Here is a 25,856-nt window from a genome sequence, read left to right on the forward strand (position 1 = left end):
TGATTTATTGATTAAAAAGTAGCCTGGACGCCAAACATAAAAGTTCTTGCATTAGGATAAACCCTTGCATCTAGGCCTCTACTTAACAATGGGTTAACTGTATCTCTAAAACCAGGTACACCTGTGTTTCTATTTGCACGACCTCCGTTGGTTGAAGAAACGTCTGGGTCATAGCCGCTATAGCCAGTGATTACAAACACGTTCTGTACGTTCATGGACAAACGAATATCTTGTACCCAGTCTAGTCCAAATACGTCATTTTTGAATGTATAACCCACGTCAAGATTCCTTAATCTAAAATATGACCCGTCTTCTACAAAGAAAGAAGAAGGAGCCTTGTTCCCGGCTGCATCTGAAATAGAAGCTCTAGGAATATTGGTGTCTGTATTAGATGGTGTCCAAGAGTTAAGTACTTCTGATAGTTTGCCACCATCTTGCCAAAGAATGTTATAGTAACGGCCAACATTATAAATTTCATTACCCTGTACACCGCTAAAGTTTAAACCAAAATCCCAATCTTTGTAGTTAGCTGTAAAATTTAAGCCGTATATAAAATCTGGGGTAGGGTTTCCAATTACTGTTTGGTCCTCGGCAGTTATCTGACCATCGCCGTTTACATCTATTCGAACAAAATCACCAGTTGCAGGATTGACTTTTTCTTCTACTTTATATCCATAATAGGCGCCTATAGGTTGATTGGTAAGGGTTCTGTTGACTACTCTTAAATCTTCATCTATGGCAGGGCCTAATACGGGATTAGGGATTTCATCGGCTTTACCTTCTAAATTAAAAGAAATATTACCGCCAATGGTATAGTTAAAATTGCCTTCCTCTGGTTTCCTATAGGTGACATCAAATTCAAGACCCTTATTTACAAGAGAGCCTGCGTTTCTTATGGTAGGAGAACTTACTCCGCTTGTAGAGGGGCCATTAATAGCTACCAATACGTCTTCAATATTTTTTGAGAAATAATCTGCGGTAATATAAAGTTTGTTATCAAATAACCCCATATCAACACCTATATCAAATGTTTTGGTTGTTTCCCAAATTAAGCCAGTATCTGCCAATGCAGTCTGGGCTAGGCCAGGGTTAATGGCACCTCCAAAAGAAACGTTTGAAACATTTTCTGCAAATACAGCAGATGTTGGGTAGTAGGTATCAGGATACGAACCCAATTCTCCATAAGACGCTCTAATCTTGAAATAGTTAATTTTTTCAATGGACCAAAAATCTTCGTCGCTCACATTCCAACCTGCAGAAAACGATGGAAAATATCCAGCTTGGTTTTCAGGGTCAAATCTAGACGAGGCGTCACGGCGCATTGTAGCGCTAAACAAGTATTTTCCATCATAACTATAATTAAGTCTGCCGAAATAAGATTCCAGCCCGGCTTCATTGTTTTGACCCAGTAAAATGTTTTGGTCAGTAGATGGAAGGGCTCCAACATTTTTTATGGAATTGGCGGCTGTGCCCTGTCCATATATTCCACTAAAGTTCTGATTTTCTTTAAAATAGGTATACCCTAGAACAGCCCCAACTTTATGCTTATCAAATGTTTGGTTGTATGAAAGTGTGGGCTCAAGTACAATGTTAATTTCGTCAGACCTTACCTCGGTTAAGTCATTTTTGTCATTTACGTTTAACACGGCGTCTACAGTACTCATGAAGTATGTAGGGGTAAATTGAAAGAACTTTCTATTTCTGTAATCAATACCATAGTTTATGGAAGCTTTTAGGGATTCAGTTATATCATAGTCTAATTTAACACTACCAAAAACCGTTCTTGTGGTTATTAAATTGTCTTCTAATGTTGCTAGTCCATATTGGTTGATGCCTCCTGGTCCATGAATCGCTTGAGACGGTGCTTCAAAACCTCCATCATTGTTAGGGTTTCTTAAAGCAAGTGTGGGAACGGATACCCCGTCCCAGCCAAACCAATTGTTCTCTTGTAGTTTCCCCTCGGCAATGCCTAGAGACTCCGTAAGAGTGAATTTCCCAAATTGGGACCTACTGTTAACCCTAAGATTAATTCGCTTAAATCCGGAGCCAGCTAAAATACCATCTTGGTTAAAGTAATTACCAGAAGCGTAGAAAGATGAGTTTTCACCACCACCGGAGATTCCAAAACCGATATCTTCAACAACACCAGAACTTAAATTTTCATCTTGCCAGTCTGTGTTCACACCATTATGGGTTACTCTTGTAGCTTCTCCATCATTTTCAAAACGTTGGTTTAAATAGTCTGTATATTGTTGACCACTTATAAAATCAAGTTTCTTGCTAGGAGTGTCAAAACCTATTCTGGATTTAAATGTAACTTTCACGCGCTCGTTCTTAATACCATGATTGGTTTTTATTAAGATTACACCGTTCGCAGCCCTAGCTCCGTAAATTGCCGCTGCAGCAGCATCTTTTAAAACAGAAATATCTTGTACGTCGTTCGGATTCACGTAGTCCATGTTGTCAACGAAAAGTCCATCAACAATATAAAGAGGAGCGGCATTACTTAATGAATTTACGCCTCTAATAAATACATTAGCGCTTCCTCCTGGTTGACCTCCCGGTAATTCTATTTGTACACCGGCCAATTTACCTTGAATAGATGCAGTTGGGTTACCCGCAACAACGTTTACAATAGCATCTTTCTTTATTGTGGAAACTGAACCGGTAAGTTCCCTTTTGTTAGATGTACCATAACCTACTATAACAACTTCATTAAGGGTTTGGGCATCTGCTTCCAAGGTAATATTTAAGACAGATTGACCTTTTATTGGAATTTCCTGAGTGGCGTATCCAATATAACTAAATACTAAAGTTGCTTCGTTTGAGCTTGCGGAAATCGTAAAGTTTCCATCAAAATCAGTGGTAATACCATTAGTTGTTCCTTTTTCTACAATGTTAACACCGGGCAAAGGGCCTTGGTCATCTGAAACTGTTCCCGAAATACTAACGGTCTGGGCGTGGCCCACAAAACCAAAGATCAACAGGACAACACCGACGATTTGAGTTAGAGATTTTCTTTTCATAAAAGTGAGTTTAAGTTTGATTTCATGTACTATGATAGTCTATGCTACTTTGTAAAATTAAAAATAATTTTCACATATGTGTAAAAAAACTGCAAAACATTACTTATTTAACAAATTTTGAGGGTGTGAATTATGAATTGGCAATCAAGATAATCAGGAGACTACTTTATAGGTGTTTATAGAGAGTTGCGTCTAGTTAGGCTGGGATGCATTACTGTTTGAGAAATATCTTTAAGCTTAATATGTTTGGCAGCTTTAATAGCCATTTCTTTGAAGTTAATCGATATTGTAGTTAGCCCTCCAAAAACTAATTCCTTTACAATATGATCGTTGAAAGATAATACGCCAACATCTTTACCTATAGATAGATTGTTCTGTTGGCAATCCATTAGTACCTCCCATATATAAGTGTCACTTATAAAAAGGTATAAACAATTTTTCTCAACAGATTTTGGTTTGTATGTCTTTGCAACGGCCCCTGGTAGATTATAATCCTTTAAAAATTTTTGAAATGCACGTAATGTTCCAGGGGGGTAATCTAAATCATCTCTATAAAAAAGGACGATTTTGTCGTATTTTTTTATTGGCTCCAATAGTTTAACAAGTAGGGTGTAAGTACTCTTTTCAAACTCCTGTACTATGAAAGAATAGTCGCTGCCCATAGGCAGATACCTGTCAACAATTAATAGCTTCTTTGGGTTAATCGTTTGAAGAAGAGTGTTTATAGGTTGAGTTTGAATAGGCGCAATAACATACATGCCATATTTGGCACGGATATTTGAAAATATAGTTTCAAAAACATCACTATTGTTATGGTGAAAAAAAACATCTATTTGAAATTTTTTGCCTAGTTCACTTCTAAAGGCATTGTAAAATTCTTCTTGAAAACGGTGAAAAGAATACATTAAAAGGGCAATTCGTAAAACCACATTGGTTTTCTCACTTACTATAAAGTATCCCTTAAGCTTTTTTGATTCAACGAGACCTCTTCCCTTTAAATCGCCGTAAGCCTTAACAATAGTTTTTCTGGCGAAGCCTAATTCGTTAACCATTGTATTTATAGAGGGGAGTTTGTCTCCTGTTACTAGTTCACCTTTATTAATAGATTCTATTATACCATGAACCAATTGGTCATGTTTTGATAAGTTGTCTATTTTTTTGAGGTTTATTATTGATGTAATTATAGACATAGGGGACAATGCAATTTTACTTATGAACGCGGATAATATAATAAATAAATGACAGTTTTGGTTTAATTTTATGAGTAGGCCGGCGAGATTAAAGCGTACTAGGGCAAATGCAGGCTTTTGGTTGTGCTTTGAGTTTTGTCAAATGAGTAGAGTGGACACTATCGTAGAGGGAATCCGCTTTAATCGTTTGAAAACCCCGTAGAGATCAATTGGAGTTAAAATGAGGGGTACATTTTCTAATTAATAAATGTCCACTATTTTATGTTTTTTGTTAAAAAATATATGTATATTCCTACAATTAGATAAAGTCTTTTGCATAACGGGTCTCTGCTAATCTTTTTGCATTCTTTTATGCAAATCTATTATATTTGATGTAATTGAGATATTTCTATGGTTTTTTTGAGATTCTAATAATTCGCTGTATATTTGATTAGTAGCATAGAATATCATAGCACAATAATTAAAATTATATTACGTTTTCTTACACGACTTTAGAGTTGGTAGAATTTAATTAAACACTAATTTTTTATTACAATATATAAATAGATGACTTCAAACACGACTCTAATGACCGACGGCCCCAAGATAAATACTATTGGAGCGGATGATAATTTTCAAACCACTCTAGAAAAAATATACGATCAAGACGGTACGGTCATTTACAATTTTGAAGTATCAAGTAACGAGGAGCGAATTCCTGAACCAATAACCCTACAGTGGAAGGTTCCGGCAATTAATGTAAAAGGGGTATGGAAGCCAACAACTGATTTTAACAAGCGTATTCAGGCAGACTGGGAGCTGGATAATATGGAGTCTAGAATTTCTATTGACTCTCCTGTCATTTCACTTTTTGGTAACAGTGACGAGAATATCTTAACCTTTGCTTGTTCCAATGCAATCAACAAATTGGAGATGAATGCGCGTTTAAGGGAAGAGGACAATTGTTTTTACTGCCATATCACCTTTTTTACGGAGCAACATTACCCCATAAAAAACTTTAAGGTGCAATTGCGATTGGATAATCAGAATCAGCATTTTTCTGAAAGTTTAAAAGCGGTTTCCTCATGGTGGGAGACGTTTGATGAGTTGAAACCTGCCTATGTCCCCGATATTGCAAAAAAACCATTGTACTCCACTTGGTACCAATTTCATCAGAATCTTGAAGTAGATCTACTACTTAAGGAGTGCAAACTTGCCAAGGACATAGGTTATGAGGCCATTATTATAGATGATGGATGGCAAACGTTCGATTCGAACCGAGGTTATGATTTTACCGGGGATTGGCAACCGGACCGCATTCCCGAAATGGCAGAATTTGTCAGGAATGTGCATAAAACAGGTATGAAGGTAGCCCTTTGGTACTCTGTTCCTTTTTGTGGGGAAAAGTCAAAAGCGTTTAAACGCTTTAAAGGCAAATTCTTGACGGAAGACCATAGATGGGCACCAGTTTTTGATCCACGCTATCCAGATGTAAGACAGTATTTAATAGATATCTATTCAAGCGCGGCCAAAGACTGGAATCTAGATGGTTTTAAACTAGATTTTATAGATGACTTCAGATTTTATAAGGACACGCCTACCCAACTAGGACCGGATGCAGACTATACTTCAATAAATGATGCTGTAGATCGCCTGTTGACCGATGTAAAGGAGGCGTTGACAGCTATAAACCCTGAAATTTTTATTGAGTTTAGACAAAAATACACCGGACCTGCAATGCGTAAATATGGAAACATGTTCCGCGCTTTTGATTGCCCTGGAGATGCTACCATGAACCGACTGCGAATTGCCGATATACGTATGCTTGCCGGTAATACCGCCGTTCATTCGGATATGGTTACATGGCATGCGGACGAACCCTTGGAAATTGCCGCATTACAAGTAATTAATACACTTTTTGGTGTGCCTCAGCTCTCTATTATGCTGAGTGAAACACCAAAAGAGTATGTAAACATGATTGGTTTTTATACAAAGTATTGGAATGAAAACGCCAATGTTCTCATGAACGGTAATTTCCTTCCCTCAAAGCCTCTCGCCAACTACCCAACAAAGCGTGTGTCTAAAGATGGGCATGCAATTATAGGAGTTTATGACGCGTGGGTTGTAGAGTTTAATGAAGAATATAAGAGTATGGATATTTTAAATGGTCAAATAGCAGACCATATTGTCATCCGGAGCACAAAGGATTGGGGCGCTTACCGTTGCAAAATTTATGATTGCCAAGGAAATTTGATTAGGGAAGATAATGTAGTATTTTCGAAAGGAGTACTTGAGGTTCAAGTTCCAGTTTGCGGAATTATCAGGACCGAGAAAATATAATTGAATTCAATGACTGAAAAGGAAAAAATGATCGCTGGTCAACCTTATAATCCACATGATAAGGAGTTGGTAAAAGGTAGGTTGAATGCACGTAGACTAATGCGTGAAATTGAGGCCATACCAATGGATAAGGAGCGGCAGCGCAAACATTTTTTCAAAGAACTATTTGCCGAAACGGGCAAGAATTTCTACATAGAAAACCGTTTTACTTGTGATTACGGGTTCAATATTTACTGGGGAGAAAATTCTTACGCTAACTTTGATTGTATTATTTTAGACGCCGCGCCGGTTTACATAGGTAAAAATGTAATGATTGCACCGGGGGTAAGGTTACTTACCGCTACGCATCCCTTGGAATTTGAAGCCCGAAATTCTGGTATAGAATATGCAAAACCAATTCATATTGGAGACAATGTCTGGATTGGTGGCGGAGTAATCGTTAATCCTGGGGTTACTATTGGTAATAATAGTGTTATAGGTTCTGGAAGTGTGGTTGTAAAGGATATTCCCGATAATGTTGTGGCCGTAGGTAATCCGTGTCGCGTACTAAAGAAAATTGATAACTAGTGCCCTTGTAACTTTTTGTTCCATACCAATTTAAAATTTCAAATTCATGCTCTCAATTGTTTCTTTTGTAGGTTTTACACTCTTAGTAGCGTTCATTGCTTGGTACGCTACAAGAAGCACTAATGAAAAATCTGCCGATGGGTATTTTTTGGCAGGTAGAAGCTTAGGAGCAATTACAATTGCCGGTTCTTTGCTTTTGACCAATCTTTCCGCAGAACAGATTGTAGGGCTTAATGGACAAGCATTTACCGAAGGTGTATTGGTGATGGCATGGGAGACTTTGGCGGCAATTGCCATGATTATAACAGCTGTGTTCCTGCTTCCCAGGTACATGAGGGGCGGTATAACCACTATTCCACAATTTGTTGAGGATAGGTTCGATCACGGTACAAAAGCTATTCTCACGGCTTTATTTTTATCAGGTTACGTTATTGTAGTAATTCCCTCGGTATTGTATTCCGGTTCGTTGGCGTTTAGTACAATGTTTGATTTGCCTAGTCTTCTTGGACTTTCGAGTACGGTTACCTTGTGGATTTGTGTGTGGAGTATTGGTATCATCGGTATTATATATGCAATCTTTGGAGGATTAAAAGCGGTTGCGGTTTCTGACCTTATCAACTCTATAGGGCTTTTGATAGGTGGTCTTCTCATTCCTGTTTTTGGATTGATGGCTATTGGCGATGGGAGTATTTCTGAGGGATTGAGTATGCTTTGGAAAAGTCACCCTGAAAAATTTAATGTAAAGGGAGATGTGGATGCTTCCATTCCTTTTGGGACCATTTTTACGGGAATGATGCTCGTGCAGATGTTTTATTGGGGAACCAACCAAGTAATTTTGCAACGTGTTTTTGGGGCTAAAAATTTAAAGGAAGGTCAAAAAGGGGTTATACTTGCTGCTTTAGTAAAGTTTTTAATACCCATAATTGTGGTTCTTCCGGGTATTATAGCATGGCATATTTTTGAGGGGAATCTTGATAATCCGGACCAAGCCTATCCAAAACTGGTTGCTACGGTGCTTCCAGCTGCATTTACTGGCCTCTTTGCCGCAGTGTTATTTGGTGCAATTCTCAGCTCCTTCAATAGCCTTTTGAACAGTAGTGCCACCTTGTTCGGGTTTGATTTGTATCGTCAATATTTTAAGAAAGATGCCACAGAGGTACAAACCGTAAAAGCAGGTAAAACATTTGGTCTTGTTCTGGGTATTTTGGGTATGTGCGTAGCGCCATTGATTGCCAATGCGCCTCAAGGACTGTTTGCCTGGTTGCAAGAAGCGAACGGTTGTTATAGCATTCCCATTTTAACGGTTATCGTAATAGGTTTCTTTACCAAACGGGTTCCAGCCATAGCGGCTAAAATAGGGGTGATTTCAGGCGTCGTTTTGTATTCTATAAGCCAATTTGTTATTAAGCCTTATTATGTGGATAGCGCATTAGCGGAAGCAGCACAGAACGGAATAACCGATGCCAAAGCGTTGAGTGTGATACAAGCGGAAGCTTATCCGCATTTTTTACATGTAATGGCCATTTTGTTCGTCTTGAACATTATAATTATGCTGGTGATTGGTAAACTTTATCCAAGGAAAACGGATTATAAACCAATGACTACCGATGCTGTAAGTGTTGAACCTTGGAAATATGCCTTTGTTGTAGGGGCGGCCATAACGGTCTTGGTTCTTAGTACGTATTTAATATTTTAAAACTGAAGAACCACTCCTAAAGTTCCGGGGCCAAAATTAAGGTTCCAGCTCATTTTCTTGGCCTGGTCATTGTATTTTTCGTTGTATTTTCTATCTAGGTAACGGTCTATAGATTCTACCGTGGCTACACTGATTGCTACAGCAAATACAAAATCACTTAACCAATGTTGGCCATCCCAAATTCTAGAAATGCCTGGTACGGCTCCTAGTGTATAAATACCTGCTTTTACCCACGGACTTTTAAATTGCTTTCCAATCGCATACGCGTTTGTAAAGGCCAATAAGGCGTGTCCTGAGGGGAAAGAATGATAGTTTCTGTTCGAGTTGAAGGGGTCAAAAGTGTCTTTTCCCTTTTCGGCTACCGGCCTTGCCCGTCCTACCGCAGATTTTAATACTTGCTGTAAAAAACCGGCCGAGGTGGCCGATGATATTAAGAGTACTCCGGTACGACGTAATTTTTCGTTTTTTGTTATCAATCCAGCTAAATAAACCCCGGAAGTTGCCAGGTAATTGTTCTCGGGGCTTCCGTAAAGTTCGCCGTATTCCCTAATAATATGGGGTACGCTTTCTTTTTGTCTTTGTATAAATTGAGAAGTATCATCATCCAAAAGGTAAACGGCACCTGTACCTGCTACTACACCGCCAAATTGCGCCCATTGTTGCCCTTTCCAGTGAAAAGGTCTGGAGTAGGAGTAACCAACGCCTTTAAACATGTTTACAAAATCATACTTGAACATATCCCACCGTTTTTCAGGTACAGGAACAATTGAGTCCTGGGCATAGGAACCCATCGTAAAGATGGTAAGGAGTAAGGCTAAGGTCTTTTTCATAATAATTGCAAAACTAGACGTATTCTTTAAAGTTTCAGCCTTTGAAAATGAAAAAATAGATAGGATTGTGCGGTTTGGCTGTATTTAGAGGTTACTTTCAGTTAATTTACAAAATAAATGGATAGAAAGAGTATTGCCGGGAATCATAAATAATTGAGCCTAAACTTTAGAAATAGATTTCCTGAGCTAGGCGAAACGTATTGGCGCGAGCCTCTACAATAGTTTTGATGTCCGGGGAATAACCACCACCCATGCTGCATTGTACGGGTATTTGCAAATGATGGCAAATTTCCAATACTAGAGAATCCCGTTTTTTGCATCCTTCCATACTTAGGGCCAATGTTCCCAATTTGTCCGAGCCTATAACATCTACACCGCAGAGATAAAAAATAAAATCAGGTCTTTCTTTAGAAATAAGTTTGGGTAAGGTTTCCTTAAAGATTAAAAGATAATCATCATCATTCGTGTTTTTGGGTAAGGCGATATCTAAATCCGACTTTTCTTTTTTGAAAGGGTAATTACTTTCTCCGTGCATAGAAAATGTAAAAACCGAGGTGTCGTTCTGAAAAATCTCGGCAGTGCCGTTACCTTGGTGTACGTCCAAATCAACAATGAGTATTTTTTTGGCCAATTTTTCCTGTTGTAGATATCTTGCCCCAATAGCCTGGTCATTCAGCATACAAAAAGCTTCACCGTGATCGGAATAGGCATGGTGGGTTCCTCCAGCAATGTTCATCGCTATACCGTTTTCTAAGGCATATAAACAACCTTTCATTGTGCCGTCTGCAATGATGCGTTCACGCTCTACCAAATCTTCCGTAAGAGGAAACCCAATTTTTCTTGCCTGTCTAGGAGGAATTTTAATGTTGAGTAAATCATAGAAATATTCAGGGTCGTGAACGGCTACAATGTATTTGTCATTGGGTATTTCCGGTTCAAAAAAGTTCTCTGGTGTGCAGGTACCTTCGTGTAGCAGTTGCTTGGGAAGCAATTCATATTTAAGCATTGGAAAACGGTGCCCTTCTGGTAAGGAATGTCTGTAAATAGGATGATGCGCTATTTTTAGCATACCACAAATATAGCTATAAGCTTTTCAGGAACTAGAAAATGGATAGTTGATAAAATGGAAGGTGAACGGTTGGTTACGCTACTTTTTTAAGAAGGTCAAAGCACGGACATTTACCACATCTTTTGCTTTCGTTCTTTTTGTACTTTTTACAGCACTTGCTTTTAAGTTTAGTGTCGCAAGATAGAACCTTCTCCAGACGTTGTTGCAGCAACTCTGGTTTTGCCTTTTTTTTGTCTTTCTTTTTAGACGATTTCTTTTTCTTTGACACCCGCTTAAATTCTAAATATGGGCAAATGTAACTATTTTAAATAAATCTAAATAAGATTGAAAAGTTAAAATTCATACTCCATGTTCAAAAAACATCAAATTTTAATGTGTTGAGGTTAAGTGTATTATTACTGAATAGTTGTTTTTTGAATTTAATCCTATAAAAAAGATAGGATAAATAGAGTTTTATTTTTGTTAGTGTTTTTCGTTCCTATATCTTTGCCGGTTCTTAGTGGAATTGAAAAGAAATTGAATTGTAAAAAGAAGCATTTGCAATGAAAACAGGAAGTGAGCTAAGTAGAAAAATTAACCGCAGGGCACGTATTTCAAAATATGTAATCTATAAAGAAACCTTAGTAGATTTTAGAGAGCAATTTTGGTCTTTTCTTGGTGCGTTTATGGGTATTGGTCTTATTGCCCTTTTGCAGTCTTTTTACCTGCCTAAACTAGAAAATGTACTCTTGATCGGTTCTTTTGGTGCCTCTAGTGTATTGATTTACGGAGCTATTGAAAGTCCGTTGGCGCAGCCTCGTAATTTTATTGGAGGGCAATTGTTATCTGCATTCATTGGTGTTACGGTGTACAAGCTTTTGCCAGATGTAATTTGGTTATCTGCACCATTGGCCGTTGCCACCTCTATTGTAGTTATGCAGGTAACTAAAACTTTGCATCCGCCAGGTGGTGCCACGGCTCTAATTGCTGTCATAGGTACGGCAAAAATTAAATCCTTGGGTTATTTTTATGTAGTTTCACCTGTTTTAATGGGTACGGTAATTCTCTTTGCTACGGCCCTTGTTTTTAATAACATTACAAAACATAGAAGATACCCTGCAAACGGCAGGCTGGCACATGCTATAAAGAAAAGAGCTCATAAAGGAAAGAAGCCTTGTGCTACATAAAAATGTGCTACTTGTCTTTTAGTACATCCCTACTTTTTATGTAATTTAAGTTGAATACGCTTGCGCGGAACATCAACCTGTAGCACTTTAACTATAATTTGTTGGTGTAGGCTAACATGTTCGTTAACATCCTTAACAAAGGTATCCGCTAGGTTAGATACGTGAATGAGTCCACTTTCTTTTATGCCTATATCTACAAAACAGCCAAAATTGGTAATGTTATTGACAATACCCGGTAACAATTGGCCTTCCCTTAAATCCGTAATGGACTTTATGTTTTGATCAAAGGTAAAGACCCTAGCTTTCTCCCGACGGTCAAGTCCTGGTTTTTCAAGCTCGTCTACAATATCCTTTAGTGTGGGTAAACCTATGGTTTCAGTGCAATAGGACTCTAATTTTATACTTTGCAAAACGCTGCTGTTTCCTATCAATTTGGTAACAGGAATACCTTTATCCTTAGCTATTTTGGTAACAATACTATAACTTTCCGGGTGTACGGCAGAATCGTCCAAAGGATTTTTGGCATCTTTTATCCTGAGAAAAGCAGCTCCCTGTTCAAAAGCCTTACCTCCTAAGCGAGGTACTTTTTTAATTTCCGTTCTACTTTTAAAAGCTCCGTTTTCGTTTCTATAGTTTACAATGTTTTCGGCCAATTTTGGTCCAATACCGGATACATAACTAAGAAGAGGAACACTAGCGGTATTGATATTTACACCAACCGAATTTACGCAACTCTCCACCACGCTATCCAGAGAAGTTTGTAATTTACCTTGGTCCACATCATGTTGATACTGGCCCACTCCAATAGATTTTGCATCTATTTTTACAAGTTCTGCCAATGGGTCTGCCAGTCGTCTTCCTATGGATACGGAACCTCTAACGGTAACATCATAATTTGGGAACTCTTCTCTCGCAATTTTTGAGGCGGAATAAATAGATGCACCAGCTTCACTAACTACAAAGACTTCGATTGGATTTTTAAAATGGATGCGCTTCACCAGTTGTTCCGTTTCACGGGAAGCGGTTCCGTTACCAATTGCAATGGCTTCTATTTTATAGGCGTCACAGAGTGAGCTTATTTTTTTTATAGCTTCCTTGTCCTTGTTTTGAGGGGCATGCGGATAGATTGTCTCATTATGTTCTAAATCGCCTTGAGCACTCAAACAAACCACTTTGCAACCGGTTCTAAAACCAGGGTCTATTGCTAAAATCCGTTTTTCTCCCAACGGAGCCCCCAACAACAATTGTTTTAGGTTTTTAGAAAATACCTTTATGGCATCTTCATCTGCTTTCTCCTTGGCATTTTTAAGTATCTCATTTGATAAAGAAGGGCAGAGTAGACGTTTGTAAGCGTCAGCAACGGCCATTTCTATTTGAGGCGTACAGGAATTGTTGGATTTTATAACCCGGTCTTCAATAAGTCTGAGCATTTCATCCGAATCAATTTCAACTTTAACACGTATAAAGCCTTCGTTTTCGGCACGCAAAATAGCCAATAAGCGGTGCGATGGACATCGTTTTAAAGCTTCGCTCCAGTCAAAATAATCACGGAACTTCTGGGCTTTTTCGTCATCCTTTTTAGTTGAGATAACCTTTGTGACAATCATGGCGCTGCGCTCTAACTGATTTCTTACCAGATTACGAATAGAAATGCGTTCATTGATCCATTCCGAAATAATGTGTCTGGCTCCTTCCAAAGCTTCATCTGCATTGGCAACTTCACTATTGGTGTATTGATCCGCAGCCGATTCTATATCGCCATGGTTTTGGGCCATTATGATTTTCGCCAACGGCTCTAGTCCGTTTTTACGGGCGGTTTCAGCTTTGGTCTTTCGTTTTTTCTTAAAAGGAAGGTAAAGATCTTCTAGGGAAACGAGGTCGTCGGTCTGTTCAATCTTATGCCGGAGTTCGTCCGTTAACCCATTTTGTTCCTCAATGGCCTTTAGAATAGCGGTTTTTCGCTTTTCAAGTGCTTCAAATTGGGTTTTGAACTGCACTATATTTCCAATCTCAACCTCATCTAGATTGCCTGTTTTTTCTTTTCTATACCTAGAAATAAAAGGTACGGTACAGTCTTCATTTAGAAGTTCTACAGTATTCTCAATACTCTTTTGAGGGAATTGAGTGTGCTTGGATATATAGGAAATGAGTTGCATAAGCCCTTAGTAACCAATGTTTAAATAGTTAGTGCAATGTTAAATGAAGAGTGGAAAAAGTTCTAACTTATTCCTTCCCCATTACCAACACCCTCTTCATCTGGGTTTACAAAAACCAATTTGCCCTCTTCGTTTTCGGTCATAAGAATCATACCTTCACTTTCAACACCGCGTAATGCACGTGGTGCCAAGTTGATGAGAACGGTTACTTTTTTGCCAACAATTTCTTCTGGCGTAAAACTCTCCGCAATACCAGAAACAATAGTTCTGGTATCTAGACCGGTATCTACTTTTAAGACCAACAACTTTTTGGCTTTTGGCATTTTTTCTGCCTCTACAATGGTGCCAACGCGCATGTCTAATTTTGTAAAGTCGTCAAAAGTAATGGTGTCTTTTTGTGGCATAAGTTCTTTGTTCGCGTTTTCGTTTGCTTTTTTAGTAGCTTCCAATTTATCTAACTGAGCTTGTATTTCGCTGTCTTCTATTTTTCTAAAAAGTAGCTCGGCTTTATTTATTTTATGATTAGCAGGGAGTAATGTTTCTTTGGTTGAAACTTCGGCCCAAGAAGAAGCGGCTTCCTCTGAATTAACGGCTAATATATTTTTAAGTTTTTCCGAAGTAAAGGGTAAAAACGGTTCACTCAATACGGATAGGCCCGTGGCAATCTGAAGCGCAACGAACATAATCGTTTTTACACGCTCCTCATCTTGCTTAATTACTTTCCACGGTTCTTCATCCGCCAGGTACTTATTTCCTAAGCGTGCCAGGTTCATCAATTCTTGCCCGGCTTCCCTAAAACGGTAGCGCTCAATTGAACTGGAAATAATTTCAGGATATTTTTGTAGTTGCTCCAAGGTTTCTTTGTCTACATCTGTAAATTCGGAAGGAGTTGGAACAATGCCTTCATAATATTTATTGGTCAAGACCACTACACGGTTAATAAAATTTCCAAAAATGGCAACCAACTCATTGTTGTTCCTGGCTTGGAAATCTTTCCATGTAAAATCGTTATCCTTGGTTTCGGGAGCATTCGCGGTCAAAGTGTACCGAAGTACATCCTGCATATCAGGGAATTCCTCTAAATATTCATGCAACCATACCGCCCAGTTCTTGGAAGTAGAAAGTTTGTTACCTTCTAAATTCAGGAATTCGTTGGCAGGAACATTTTCAGGTAAAATATAACCGCCGTGGGCTTTTAGAATAGCAGGGAATATAATACAGTGAAAAACGATATTGTCCTTTCCTATAAAATGAACCAGTTTGGTGTTTTCATCTTTCCAGTATGGCTCCCAGTCTTTGCCTTCTCGTTCTGCCCATTCTTTAGTAGAGGAAATGTAGCCTATGGGCGCATCAAACCAAACGTAAAGCACTTTGCCCTCACCACCTTCAACAGGTACGGGAATGCCCCAATCCAAATCTCTGGTTACAGCACGTGGTTTTAATCCGTCATCTATCCAACTTTTACATTGTCCGTATACATTGGGTTTCCAATCGGATTTATGGCCTTCCAATATCCACTCTTTCAAGAAGTCTTCATAACGGTCCAACGGTAAGAACCAGTGTTTGGTTTCTTTGGTGGTAGGTACGGTACCGGTAATGGTAGATTTTGGATTGATAAGATCGGTTGCGTTCAAAGTAGAACCGCAATTTTCACATTGGTCTCCATAAGCTTCTTCATGCCCACACTTAGGGCAAGTGCCCACTACAAAGCGGTCTGCCAAAAACTGTTTTGCCTCTTCATCATAAAGTTGAGCGGTGGTTTCTTCAATAAAACCTTCTTGCTCGTATAGCTTTACAAAAAAGTCGGAGGCTGTTTTATGATGAATTTCCCTAGAGGTACGCGAATAATTATCAAAAGTAACCCCAAAATCTTCAAACGATTTACGGATGATACCATCATACTTGTCAATGACCTCTTTTGGTGTAATACCTTCTTTTTTCGCTTTCATAGAGATAGCTACACCGTGCTCGTCACTACCGCAAACAAAGGCAACATCGTTTCCGTTTAAACGTAGGTAACGTGCGTAAATATCTGCGGGTACATAAACACCTGCCAAATGACCAATATGTATTGGACCATTTGTATAAGGTAAAGCGGCTGTAATTGTATATCTCTCTGGTTGTGTTAGCTTCTGGGCCATTGATTATGAATTAGGGTGCAAAAGTACTGATTTTGCACTGCATTACACAAGTGGAATATGGAATGAAAATAGTGAGGGCAAAAACAGTGATTTTTGATAGGAGTGAAGTAGCTATGCAGTTTACCGAAGATGTATACTAATTTCCGTTCTATTTGGTTTTATTAATGAACATTAACCTAAACTGTTAACTATGAGTACAATTAACCCCCAGAATTTAAAGAACCTAGAAAAAATTAAAAAGAGTGTTGAATCGATAAAAAGTGAAGTGAATACTGAGGACGTAACCCGTCTGTACAAAAACAAAGCTTCCCGCATCTCAAAAGAACTATCTTTCAAGACCAAGAATAAATCTAAGCTTGCTTGATAAAAATACATTGGATATAAGAAACCTTCGCGAATGAGAAATTCATAGCGAAGGTTTTTTTATAAGTTGAATTTGCAAATGGTTATGCTACCATAACCGATTTACTCATTTTATGCTGCTGCACTTGAATGCGGTAAATGTATTTGCCTGCGGCCAAATGCCCGGGAATGTTTTCTTTAATGTTTATCTCATTTACTCCCTCGGACATAATAGCGTTGCTAATGGTTCCTACTTTTTGTCCAATAATATTAAAAAGCTGGATGTCTACATGTGCCGTAACGGGCATTTCTAGGTAGATATGCGGCGTGTTTTCCGAAGGATAGAACGGTTTATGGACTATGGCATTTAATTCTTCCCTATTAGGAATTACCGGTTTGTCCGTTAATCCACCATCCGGAGATGTTGGTATGGTTGGCTCTCCATCGCTATATACAATGTCCGGAAAATCCGTGCCGCTACAATTAAATCCTAGATTTACCGGAGCATAGGTATGCCCCAATAAATGTTGTTCTACTAAAGGTATGGGCACACAGAGCCATTCTGCCAAAACTGTGGCATATAGGTCTCTAAAGTCCATGGTGTATTCCAAGTTACCTCTTCCATCCGGATTGTCTAGCGTAGGGTGCTCGCCAACAAAGGCACTGCCTTGTAGACCGGGACCAAAGAAAAGTGTTGGTGCGGCCTTGCCATGGTCGGTACCATTGGAGCCATTTTCAAAAATACGCCTTCCAAATTCGGAGAAGGTCATACTAAGAACGTTATCATCCTGTTCCGTATAAGCCAAATCTTCATAAAAATTATCAATGGCAATAGACAGGGTACTCATTAGGCGTTCGTGGGCTAAAGGTTGATTACCGTGTGTGTCAAAACCACCCATGGAAATCATATAGACCTTTGTGCCTAAATTTCCTTTTATCAACCTAGCTAAAAGGGCCAACTGCCTAGCAAAGCTATTTTTTTGATATTCTACTTGGTTTTGACCTCGTGACCAAGCGTCATGTATTACACCTGAATATTCATATGTGGTATTGGCAACACCTCTCAAAAATTTCAATTGGTCGCCATACATACAGTCGTTAAATAGTTCCTGCTCAAGACCGTAGCGAACACCGGATTCTGCTATCTCTTCTAGTTGTTCCACATTTGAAGTAACAAATGCATAGTTGGTTTCGTCTCCCTGAAAAACCAAACTGCCAAACTGACCAATTTGGATGGCCGCCGGAGCGGGTGGGGGAGAAATTAGATAATCTGGGTAGCATTCCTCAAAATGCCTTCCCATCCAACCTGTATTTAGTCCGCTAAAACCTGTTGAGGTTAAATCGGTATTTGCAAAAACATCGGATCCCGTAAAATGAGATAGACTCTGGCCTTCGTAGCCTACACCATGAACCGCCTTAAACTGACCTTCTCCCCACATGGGTTCTAAAGATTTCATGTAGGAAGGGACACCAAATTCATCTGTAAGTTTTAAAACCTTACTTTCTGGAATATAGATATTTGGCCTTGCGTTGGCGTACGAATCAAATTGTTCAATGGGAATAACCGTGCTAAGGCCGTCGTTACCACCGGAAAGCCTAATCAAGATTAAAATTTTATCGGTTTCCGCATTTGCTATGGCAGATGTTAACGGTGATGGCGCAGAAGCGGTAAGCAAGTTACTGCCCAGCATCATTGAACCTGAACCGGCAATGCCCAATGCCTGTAAAAATGAACGTCTGCTCCAAGTTTTATGTTCTTGGTCATGACCGTCGTGTTCTATGCCTTTATGGGGATGATTATGATGATTGTCGCACATAGTAGTAGGTTTACTTTAGTTGAAATTCAGGTTGTCTGGCTAAATATTGTAAGAGTAGATATACTTGGGTTGGTCCTTCCATTGCCGTGGCCAAAGTCCAAGTTGGTGTGCTTCCTCCCTCATAATATTGCGGTTGGATGTCACTTCTAAAAATAGTGTATGCCTTTTCGTATTCAGATTCGTTCAACAGGCCTTTTGGAAGAATAAAATCTATAATTGGTCTGGCTACAATATCAGGGTTGTTACTGGTGAGTCCGTCATTACCGGATATGGAGAGCCCCAAGGCTCTGAACTGCTCATCATCGGCATTAAAAAAGTCTTCCAAAATAGTTTCTATGGTCAGCCACCGGCCAATCATAAAATTGGTGTTGATCCAAGAACGGTTTCGTTGCCAACCGGCCACATCAAAGGGGTCAAACATACGCTGACTAAGGAGTCCGCTATAGTTTATAAGACTGGCTAGAACCGTATCATCATAACTAAAACTACTTTCTTTTAATAAGTTGAAATAAAAATCGAAAGGACTTTTAATAATTACCCCGATAGCTTCATCATCAAAGAAATGTTGACTTTTGAATAATTGGGAAAGTACTGGGGCAATTTCAAAATCATTGGCAATAAAAGTTGTTGCCATGCCGGAAATTATAGTCTGGGCGTTACCTGCACTGTCCTGTGAGTCCGGGTGCACGAAAAACTCGTATAATTTTCTGCATATAAATTCCGCTATTTCATTAGGCCGTTGTTCAAATAGGATATCAATAACATCGTCGTATCCCCAATTGCCCGCCTGTCCAAAAATGGTTTTACTGTCGGCATCATGGCGTTCCGCATCAAAAGTTACCTTTTCACAACCCAATTCACCACGTTCTACGTAACCGGAGAGGGCGCGTGCGGTTTCTATAATATCTTCTTCGGTATAATTGTTTCCTTCCCCAAGGGTAAAAAGCTCATAAAGTTCACGGGCATAGTTTTCATTGGGGTTGTAACCGTTGTTGTAAACTCCATCTAAATAATAGAGCATGGCATCCGTAAGTCCAATTTCACTCACGAACGTTTTAAAATTGCCAAGGGCATTACGTTGCAAACAGTTTACGTAGTAATATAGATAAGGGGTACATTCATAGATATCCAGTTCGGTAACAAAATGGTTGCTCCAAAAGAAGCTCATACGATCACGCAGGTTGTTGTTCAGTAAGTCTTTGGCATAGACCAAACTAAAATCTGTTTCCTGGGTTCGTTTTAACTGATTTCTTTGGGTGTCGTCTTCTGGATAGTTACTACCGTTCCAATCTGCCCATTCGGGCGGTGGGATAAGTGCTGCGCTTTGCGCTTGGTTCATTAGGGTGTTTACTATGGTCTCTGCTGTAGAACCAACGGCTTGGTCAATGGTCTCTCTAGAGGCACTAAAACCGAGTCTTCTGTACAGATGAGCCGCCCTATTTCTGTCTAAGGGAGTTGTATACGGTGCCAATGGCGCCGTATTACAGTTAACAAAATATTCCATAATTTTCGTAGGCTTTAAAGAACCGTTTCATGTGTTTGGGGCTAGTTCTTAACGCACAAAGATTTTGGATAGTATGTCTTTTCTGGTATTTTCGATGTACTGTTGCTTTATTTACGAACGCAATCCAATTTTTGATGTTGTTTTACGCGACTTTTCGACGAATGACACATTTTATTAAGATTTACAGGTGGTTTTATGGGAAAACATAATGAATTTGGCAAAGAAGGGGAGAAATTGGCTGCCGACTTTCTGCTTGAGAACGGATATGATATCCTCTATAAAAATTATCGTTATTTAAAAGCGGAAATTGATATAATAGCCCAAAAGGAAAATGTATTGGCCATAGTTGAGGTGCGTGCCCGTAGTAACGACCAAATTATACCTATAGCGGAAACGATAACCCCAAAAAAAATAAAGCTGCTCGTTGCCGCTGCGGATAACTACATTGTTGAAAATGACCTAGATGTAGAGGTTCGTTTTGATGTAATTACCATTTTAAAGAATAGTAAAATCTTTAAAATTGAACATTTGGAAAGTGCTTTTTATCATTTTTAATGTTTTTTTAAAATCTAAAATCATGGGATACTTCCCATTTTTAGGGCAAAAACTGGGGTTGCAAAAATTTTAAGAAAGAAGATTACAACACAATTTGTTTTATTTATAACAATATGTTATTTTTGCTCAGCAACCAATACTTGTGAACCCATGAAAACGATTTCTTCCGTAGTGGAACAGTACATTAAAAAGAAGCCTTTCTTGCAAAGTGCGTTGGCACAGGGCATCATAAATTTAACGTCACTTTCAAGGATTGTAAAACCTGAAATTGAAAATGAATTAGGAAAAGACATTCGCAACGGAGCGATTGTTATGGCCTTAAAACGTTTATCAGATGATTTAGAGTTCAGGGCAACCCACAAAATCATAAAGGTTTTAAAAAATATTGGTGAGATTACGGTGCGTTCTTCGCTCACCGATTTTACATTTTTAGTCTCTGAGTCCATTCTTGAGAACCAGACCCAACTGTTAGAAGAGGTAAATAAGAACAAAGATGTATTTTACACGTCTTCGCGTGGTGTAAATGAACTGAATATTGTAGTAAGTAATAGTCTGGATGGTACGGTAGAGGAACTCTTTAAGAATGAAAAGTGTACCCAAAAGGCCAAGAACCTGTCATCTATTACAGTAAAGCTTCCTGCTGAGAACGTATCCGTACCGGGGATTTATTACTTTATCTTTCAGCGCTTAGCTTGGGAGGGAATAGTACTATATGAAGTAATATCCACAACAAACGAATTTACTATCCTAGTAGATGACAAGCAGGTAGATGTAGCTTTCAAGACTATAAAAGACTTAAAAACCCTTTAAAAGGTTATTTTTTTAGTAGTTCTACTACATCTTTATCGCTCTCTGGTTTAGCAATAATGCGCTTATCAGAATCCAACAAGAAATATGTGGGAGTATGGCTTATGTCATACAATCTTGCATATTTGCTTTCCCATCTGCCTAGGGCAATGACATGTTCAAAATTTGGTAGTTTGGCAGATTCAGGTGTCCATGTAGTAGTATCGTCTTCCAAACCTACGGCAATGACCTTTATGGTATTGTACTGTTTTAGTTCTTTATGAAGTTGGGGAAGCTCTTTTAAGCAGTGCGAGCAGGTGCTGCTCCAGAAAACCAGTAGATACTTTTCTGCTCCTTCAATAGTGCTTAATTTTTTTTGGGCATTGCCCGTGGTCCATTCCAATTCCGGTGCTTTCGCGCCAATTCGCAAGCGGTGCTGAGCAGCTAAGGTCTGAGCTTTATTGGGGTCACTGGAAGCGGGGATAAGAGACTCTAAATAGTTGTTGTAAACAAAATCCGTAGTTTCGTGTAGCCCACCATTGGAACTCATTTTCCATATGTTATAGAATACATCAAACTTATAGGCATCAGCAACTGGGGCCAATTGGGTGTTTACTTTTTTAATATTGGCCTGGATTGCTTTTTCCGTTTCTGTGGCAGACAATTGTTTTGCAGGTAAGGCCGTAAATACGTAGTTCTTGAGTTTATCAGTTAAAAAATCAGAAGCTTGTAGAATTTTGTTGTCTACTTTTAGGTAATCAAAATAATGCTCTTTTTTATGCGCTATATATTCCTGAACGGTTTCAAACTGAGAGGGAACGTAAGGTTCATTGGCTTTAATAAAGTGCTCTACCATTAGATTTTTGGCCTGCTCTTCATAGGCTTCTTGGGTAGCAGTTAGTTGCTCCGTGCATTCCTTGAATTCTTTCTTATCGGATTTTCCTTCCACATAAAAATCTACCAACTCTTCTACTAATGAGCCAATTGCTCGGAAGTAGGAGTCCATGATTTTATTTTCTTTTGAAGAAATAAAGGAAACGCCCTGGTTTTCATCAAAAGCTAGTTCTATATTTTCTTGGCCATTGTAAATGACATCAAAATAAAACTCGTCCTGGGGAACCGCATAAACCAAGCGGTACATGCCCGGACTGGCGTTTTCAGGTATTTGCAATGTGAACTTACCATCTTTAATAGACGTATTTGCAATAAAGGACTGTGAGCCCGGTTTTAGCTTATAAGCCAATAAATACTTGTATTTGCTGGCAGGTGTAAAAGTTCCGGAAATGCTATGTTGTGCCTGTGCAAAAAACGCAAAAAGTAGCGTAATTACGACTAGAATTTTTTTCATGATATAAATGCTCCAAAAATGATACCACAAAAGTATCAGTTTTGGAGCGATACCCTAGTCTTTTATTGGATTTTCGTTCGCAGTACGAAACGGTTCAGGTGCGCAACAATCCTGCGTACCGCCTACTTCCACTGACGAGGAGCCAAATACTTTAATAGTAGACTTAATAAAATCATCTTCATTGGCTTTATAAATATTGTCTACGTATTTCTGAGGATTACGGTCAATATAAGGAAACCAAGTACTGTGAACCTGAATCATTATACGGTGCCCTTTTTTGAACGTGTGCAGTATATCCTGCAATCTAAAGTTAACGTCACTTGGCTCACCGGGTACAAATGGTTCCGGATTTTCAAAACTGTTTCTGAATCGTCCTCTAAAAACTTCGGCACGTACCAGTTGCTGGTAGCCACCCATGATAATGTTATCCGGATTGTGTTCGTAATTTTCGTGGTCGTTAGGATAAACATCTATCAGTTTTACAATAAAATCGGCATCCGTACCGGTCATGGCCACTTTAAGCTTAGCCATAATTTCACCTGCCAAAACCCGGTCATCTTCAAGAACATCCGTCTCAAAAGTTAGTACGTCCGGTCTTCTTGAAGCTTGTCTCTGATCATCGGACATATATCTTCTTGGGGTGAACGTCAACCCTTCTATTTGTGATGTGTATGGAACTGGCTTTTTTGGATCGCTAGTGTATTCAAAAACCGCCTTTTTATCAATTGGTTCATTGATGCTTAGTTGACCGTTTTCACCAAAATAAAGACTAATAGGCTCAATTTCTTTAGGGGGCCAAGTATCAAAAGTCTCCCATTTTTTAGCTCCGGTATCAAACATATAGGCTTCCGGAAGGGTGTCCGGACCATCTTCCTTTAAATGATGTGCAAAGAACTTTCGTTCAATATTTTTTAGATAAAAGGAAGAAATGCTATCCCCAAAATAAATGTGGTTGTGTACAGTCTTGCCTTTTTCTCTAGCCCAGCCACCATGATCCCAAGGGCCCATTACAATGCTGTTCTTGGCTTTTGAACTAGTGGCTTCAACGGTTTTGTAGATGTTTAAAGGTCCGTAAAGGTCTTCAGCATCAAACCATCCTCCAACGGTCATTACTGCATGGTCAATATCCTTTAGGTGAGGAAGGATATTTCTTTTTTGCCAGAATTCATCATAATTGGGGTGTTCAACAATTTGGTTCCAGAAAAAGTTGTCGTGATGATAGTTTTTTGTAATGTTCTTAAGTGGTCCTAAGTTCAGATAAAAATCATAGGCATCAGCAGCTGGGTTGCCATACAGACGCATTAATTTATCCATGTACCAAGGGTCTCTGGTAAGGCTGTCTTTTTGATATCCGAACACGGCAAATGCGGCGGTGTAACTTTCTAAATAAGCTCCTTGATGGTGAAAATCATCAAAGAAAAAATCGGCAATCGGGGCTTGAGGCGAGGATGCTTTTAATGCGGGATGTGCATCTATCATTCCAGCAGCGGTATAATGTCCCGGATATGAAATACCATACATACCAACACGGCCATTGTTGCCCTTTATTTTCTTTATCATCCAATCTATGGTGTCATACGTGTCAGAACTTTCATCGATATCTTTTTTGTTCCTACGATTGTTTCCCGGGATATTAGGGCGCATGTTGTCAAACTCACCGTCTGACATGTACCTACCTCGAACATCTTGAAAAGCTAGAATATAACCGTCCTCAATTAAATATCTTGAAGGGTAACTACTGTAGTTAAAATTTGAATACTGACTGGCATTATAGCATGTGCGGTTGAGTAAAATAGGGTAGTCTTTAGACTTATCTTTTGGCGTGTAAACTGCGGTAAAAAGCTCAGCTCCGTCACGCATAGGAATGCGGTATTCCTTTAAGTCATAATGCTGTCTAAAGTAAAGTGAGTCGGCATTTTGGCCATGTGACGCCAAAGCTCCCGTAAAAATGAAGAGAACTAGTAGAAACCTTATTTTCATAGTAGTGTTTTTTCTGTGTGCTTAAAGATAGGCAATTGCAAGAATTTTGACTAGTCTCTTAACTTTGAAAACAACCATTTGTTTTTGAGTTCATGTTGTTCCGGAAATGTCCAGTGACGGGTTTCCTGAAAAACGTGAAGTTCTTTCTTGGCCGGAATAAGATTGTATGCCGAATAGGTAGAAGCGGGCGGACAAACATTGTCATTGTAGCCCCAACTATACCAACCTTCTGCTTTTACGAAACGTGAAAAATTGGCAACGTCGTAGTATTTTGAAACTTCAATTTTTTCTGATTTGTTCGTAAAGTCATCAACAAATAGCTGTGGCCATCCACCGGCACGGCCATGTAAAAATCCGGTAAGGTCGCTTAATGCTGGGTAGAATGCAGCCAGATAGTCAATACGGTCATCAAGCCCTGCGGTTACTATAGACAAGGCACCTCCTTGGCTTCCTCCGGTAACGGCAATATCCTCGCCATTAAAATTGGATACACTTTCTAGAAAATCTACAGCGCGAATACAGCCAAGGTAAACCCTATGGTAATACGTATTTTCTTTATCGTCTAAATTCATGGTGTTGTAGTTACTTAAAGCTCCGGCTCGTAAGTCATCATACACTTGCTTGTCAAGGTTTACGGGTATACCATGAATACCAATGGTAAAGGTAACAAAACCTTGGGCTGCTTCGTCTACCTCGCCATAATAGGGTCGAATACCTGCTCCCGGAACATGCAAAATAGCGGGGTACTTTCCTTCTTTTTTGGGAGTGCAAAGAATACCGTAGATCTTACCTTTTATATTGTCCAATCGTACGTGGTACACGTTCACTTTGTCCGTGCATCGTTCTGGCATTAATGTAATAACAGCATTCATAGGAATCTTGGCTAGTTCTTCCTTACCCTTGTTCCAAAAGGCTTCAAAATCTGAAGGTAATGTGGTCGTGGCCTTTATTTTTTCGGGAGAAAAGCCGGCAGTGGCGTACGAACTATATTCTTTGCCATCTACAATTACTTTGGCCGTACAGCGCAGAAATCCAGGTTCATTGAATTTATTCGATTTTACTTTTGCAACACCATTTTTCAACTTAAGCTCTCCTTGATTCCATATTTTTACGGAGCGATAACCTGGGTCGGTTTCAACAGTGTAATTTATGGTGATGTTTTCTAGAGGTACGTTGTTTCTTAAGACTGTGATTGAAAACTCGGCCCGTTCACCAACGTTGTAGGTCCAATCCGTATGGTCCGGTGTCACAATCACGTTTACGAGTTCTTTGCTAGGTTGGGCACTGAGGTTAAAGCACAACAAGAGAGTTGCCGCTAGGCTAAAGCAGATTTTTAGTTTCATGGTCATATAAGTTGTTTGGTA

18 protein-coding genes are annotated in these 25,856 nt (G+C 39.2%); 7 read left to right on the plus strand and 11 right to left on the minus strand.

What is annotated here, in order from left to right:
- Positions 1-11 precede the first annotated feature (11 nt).
- Positions 12-3,026 carry a SusC/RagA family TonB-linked outer membrane protein gene (locus KO513_RS12850; protein WP_215913695.1) on the minus strand — a complete coding sequence of 1,005 codons (3,015 nt, stop codon included), beginning with the start codon at positions 3,024-3,026 and terminating at the stop codon, positions 12-14.
- A gap of 176 nt (positions 3,027-3,202) precedes the next feature.
- Complete coding sequence (locus tag KO513_RS12855) at positions 3,203-4,216, minus strand: GntR family transcriptional regulator (protein WP_215913696.1); 1,014 nt, start codon at positions 4,214-4,216, stop codon at positions 3,203-3,205.
- A 567-nt stretch (positions 4,217-4,783) separates the two neighbouring features.
- On the opposite strand from KO513_RS12855, the gene KO513_RS12860 reads away from it, so the two are divergent.
- The 3 genes from KO513_RS12860 to KO513_RS12870 are packed head-to-tail and all read left to right on the plus strand — an operon-like array spanning position 4,784 to position 8,798.
- Positions 4,784-6,535, plus strand: coding sequence for a glycoside hydrolase family 36 protein (locus tag KO513_RS12860; RefSeq protein WP_215913697.1), 1,752 nt, complete (start codon positions 4,784-4,786; stop codon positions 6,533-6,535).
- Positions 6,536-6,544: 9 nt separating this feature from the next.
- Entirely contained in the window at positions 6,545-7,102 is a 558-nt protein-coding gene (locus KO513_RS12865; RefSeq protein ID WP_215913698.1) for a sugar O-acetyltransferase, read from the plus strand.
- Between the two features lie 46 nt (positions 7,103-7,148).
- A complete protein-coding gene (locus tag KO513_RS12870) occupies positions 7,149-8,798 on the plus strand; it encodes a solute:sodium symporter family transporter (protein WP_215913699.1) in 1,650 nt (549 codons plus the stop codon).
- Here the strand turns inward: KO513_RS12870 and KO513_RS12875 are convergent.
- Positions 8,795-9,628 (minus strand): phosphatase PAP2 family protein, encoded by an 834-nt coding sequence (locus KO513_RS12875; RefSeq protein ID WP_215437464.1) that lies wholly within the window; start codon positions 9,626-9,628, stop codon positions 8,795-8,797. The genes KO513_RS12870 and KO513_RS12875 overlap by 4 nt on opposite strands.
- Positions 9,629-9,794: 166 nt before the next feature.
- Positions 9,795-10,697 (minus strand): histone deacetylase family protein, encoded by a 903-nt coding sequence (locus tag KO513_RS12880; RefSeq protein WP_215913700.1) that lies wholly within the window; start codon positions 10,695-10,697, stop codon positions 9,795-9,797.
- A gap of 542 nt (positions 10,698-11,239) precedes the next feature.
- On the opposite strand from KO513_RS12880, the gene KO513_RS12885 reads away from it, so the two are divergent.
- Positions 11,240-11,863 carry an HPP family protein gene (locus KO513_RS12885; protein ID WP_215913701.1) on the plus strand — a complete coding sequence of 208 codons (624 nt, stop codon included), beginning with the start codon at positions 11,240-11,242 and terminating at the stop codon, positions 11,861-11,863.
- A 29-nt stretch (positions 11,864-11,892) separates the two neighbouring features.
- Here the strand turns inward: KO513_RS12885 and KO513_RS12890 are convergent, their stop codons facing one another.
- Both KO513_RS12890 and metG read right to left on the minus strand, forming a co-directional pair.
- Positions 11,893-14,019: a Tex family protein gene (locus KO513_RS12890; RefSeq protein ID WP_215913702.1), complete on the minus strand. Its 2,127-nt coding sequence runs from the start codon at positions 14,017-14,019 to the stop codon at positions 11,893-11,895.
- Between the two features lie 62 nt (positions 14,020-14,081).
- Positions 14,082-16,160: a methionine--tRNA ligase gene (gene metG, locus KO513_RS12895; protein WP_215913703.1), complete on the minus strand. Its 2,079-nt coding sequence runs from the start codon at positions 16,158-16,160 to the stop codon at positions 14,082-14,084.
- Positions 16,161-16,350: 190 nt separating this feature from the next.
- Here metG and KO513_RS12900 point away from each other — a divergent pair, with 190 nt between their 5' ends.
- Entirely contained in the window at positions 16,351-16,524 is a 174-nt protein-coding gene (locus KO513_RS12900) for a hypothetical protein (protein WP_215913704.1), read from the plus strand.
- 82 nt (positions 16,525-16,606) lie between these two features.
- Here KO513_RS12900 and KO513_RS12905 read toward each other — a convergent pair whose 3' ends face one another.
- Positions 16,607-18,319 (minus strand): DUF1501 domain-containing protein, encoded by a 1,713-nt coding sequence (locus tag KO513_RS12905; protein ID WP_215437479.1) that lies wholly within the window; start codon positions 18,317-18,319, stop codon positions 16,607-16,609.
- Positions 18,320-18,329: 10 nt separating this feature from the next.
- Positions 18,330-19,823, minus strand: a complete 1,494-nt coding sequence (locus KO513_RS12910; protein ID WP_215913705.1) for a DUF1800 domain-containing protein — start codon at positions 19,821-19,823, stop codon at positions 18,330-18,332.
- 195 nt (positions 19,824-20,018) lie between these two features.
- Between KO513_RS12910 and KO513_RS12915 the strand changes: the two genes are divergently transcribed.
- Together KO513_RS12915 and KO513_RS12920 are read left to right on the plus strand one after the other, a co-directional pair.
- Positions 20,019-20,378, plus strand: coding sequence for a YraN family protein (locus KO513_RS12915; protein ID WP_215437485.1), 360 nt, complete (start codon positions 20,019-20,021; stop codon positions 20,376-20,378).
- A gap of 150 nt (positions 20,379-20,528) precedes the next feature.
- Complete coding sequence (locus tag KO513_RS12920) at positions 20,529-21,188, plus strand: aspartate kinase (protein WP_215437488.1); 660 nt, start codon at positions 20,529-20,531, stop codon at positions 21,186-21,188.
- A 4-nt stretch (positions 21,189-21,192) separates the two neighbouring features.
- Here KO513_RS12920 and KO513_RS12925 read toward each other — a convergent pair whose 3' ends face one another.
- From KO513_RS12925 to KO513_RS12935, 3 genes are read right to left on the minus strand one after another with little or no spacing between them, the layout of a single operon-like run.
- Positions 21,193-22,512, minus strand: coding sequence for a TlpA family protein disulfide reductase (locus KO513_RS12925; RefSeq protein WP_215913706.1), 1,320 nt, complete (start codon positions 22,510-22,512; stop codon positions 21,193-21,195).
- Positions 22,513-22,566: 54 nt separating this feature from the next.
- Positions 22,567-24,492 carry a CocE/NonD family hydrolase gene (locus KO513_RS12930; RefSeq protein ID WP_215913707.1) on the minus strand — a complete coding sequence of 642 codons (1,926 nt, stop codon included), beginning with the start codon at positions 24,490-24,492 and terminating at the stop codon, positions 22,567-22,569.
- A gap of 50 nt (positions 24,493-24,542) precedes the next feature.
- Positions 24,543-25,841: an acetylxylan esterase gene (locus tag KO513_RS12935; protein WP_215913708.1), complete on the minus strand. Its 1,299-nt coding sequence runs from the start codon at positions 25,839-25,841 to the stop codon at positions 24,543-24,545.
- Positions 25,842-25,856: the final 15 nt, after the last annotated feature.

Origin of the sequence: Zobellia sp. B3R18, from assembly GCF_018860715.1 — a bacterium.
Lineage (GTDB): Bacteria > Bacteroidota > Bacteroidia > Flavobacteriales > Flavobacteriaceae > Zobellia > Zobellia russellii.

Bases quoted from the DNA above. Each gene is read 5' to 3' on its own strand.
- KO513_RS12850 (WP_215913695.1), bottom strand. From the start codon at position 3,026: ATGAAAAGAAAATCTCTAACTCAAATCGTCGGTGTTGTCCTGTTGATC.
- KO513_RS12855 (WP_215913696.1), bottom strand. From the start codon at position 4,216: ATGTCTATAATTACATCAATAATAAACCTCAAAAAAATAGACAACTTA.
- KO513_RS12860 (WP_215913697.1), top strand. From the start codon at position 4,784: ATGACCGACGGCCCCAAGATAAATACTATTGGAGCGGATGATAATTTT.
- KO513_RS12865 (WP_215913698.1), top strand. From the start codon at position 6,545: ATGACTGAAAAGGAAAAAATGATCGCTGGTCAACCTTATAATCCACAT.
- KO513_RS12870 (WP_215913699.1), top strand. From the start codon at position 7,149: ATGCTCTCAATTGTTTCTTTTGTAGGTTTTACACTCTTAGTAGCGTTC.
- KO513_RS12875 (WP_215437464.1), bottom strand. From the start codon at position 9,628: ATGAAAAAGACCTTAGCCTTACTCCTTACCATCTTTACGATGGGTTCC.
- KO513_RS12880 (WP_215913700.1), bottom strand. From the start codon at position 10,697: ATGCTAAAAATAGCGCATCATCCTATTTACAGACATTCCTTACCAGAA.
- KO513_RS12885 (WP_215913701.1), top strand. From the start codon at position 11,240: ATGAAAACAGGAAGTGAGCTAAGTAGAAAAATTAACCGCAGGGCACGT.
- KO513_RS12890 (WP_215913702.1), bottom strand. From the start codon at position 14,019: ATGCAACTCATTTCCTATATATCCAAGCACACTCAATTCCCTCAAAAG.
- metG (WP_215913703.1), bottom strand. From the start codon at position 16,160: ATGGCCCAGAAGCTAACACAACCAGAGAGATATACAATTACAGCCGCT.
- KO513_RS12900 (WP_215913704.1), top strand. From the start codon at position 16,351: ATGAGTACAATTAACCCCCAGAATTTAAAGAACCTAGAAAAAATTAAA.
- KO513_RS12905 (WP_215437479.1), bottom strand. From the start codon at position 18,319: ATGTGCGACAATCATCATAATCATCCCCATAAAGGCATAGAACACGAC.
- KO513_RS12910 (WP_215913705.1), bottom strand. From the start codon at position 19,823: ATGGAATATTTTGTTAACTGTAATACGGCGCCATTGGCACCGTATACA.
- KO513_RS12915 (WP_215437485.1), top strand. From the start codon at position 20,019: ATGGGAAAACATAATGAATTTGGCAAAGAAGGGGAGAAATTGGCTGCC.
- KO513_RS12920 (WP_215437488.1), top strand. From the start codon at position 20,529: ATGAAAACGATTTCTTCCGTAGTGGAACAGTACATTAAAAAGAAGCCT.
- KO513_RS12925 (WP_215913706.1), bottom strand. From the start codon at position 22,512: ATGAAAAAAATTCTAGTCGTAATTACGCTACTTTTTGCGTTTTTTGCA.
- KO513_RS12930 (WP_215913707.1), bottom strand. From the start codon at position 24,492: ATGAAAATAAGGTTTCTACTAGTTCTCTTCATTTTTACGGGAGCTTTG.
- KO513_RS12935 (WP_215913708.1), bottom strand. From the start codon at position 25,841: ATGACCATGAAACTAAAAATCTGCTTTAGCCTAGCGGCAACTCTCTTG.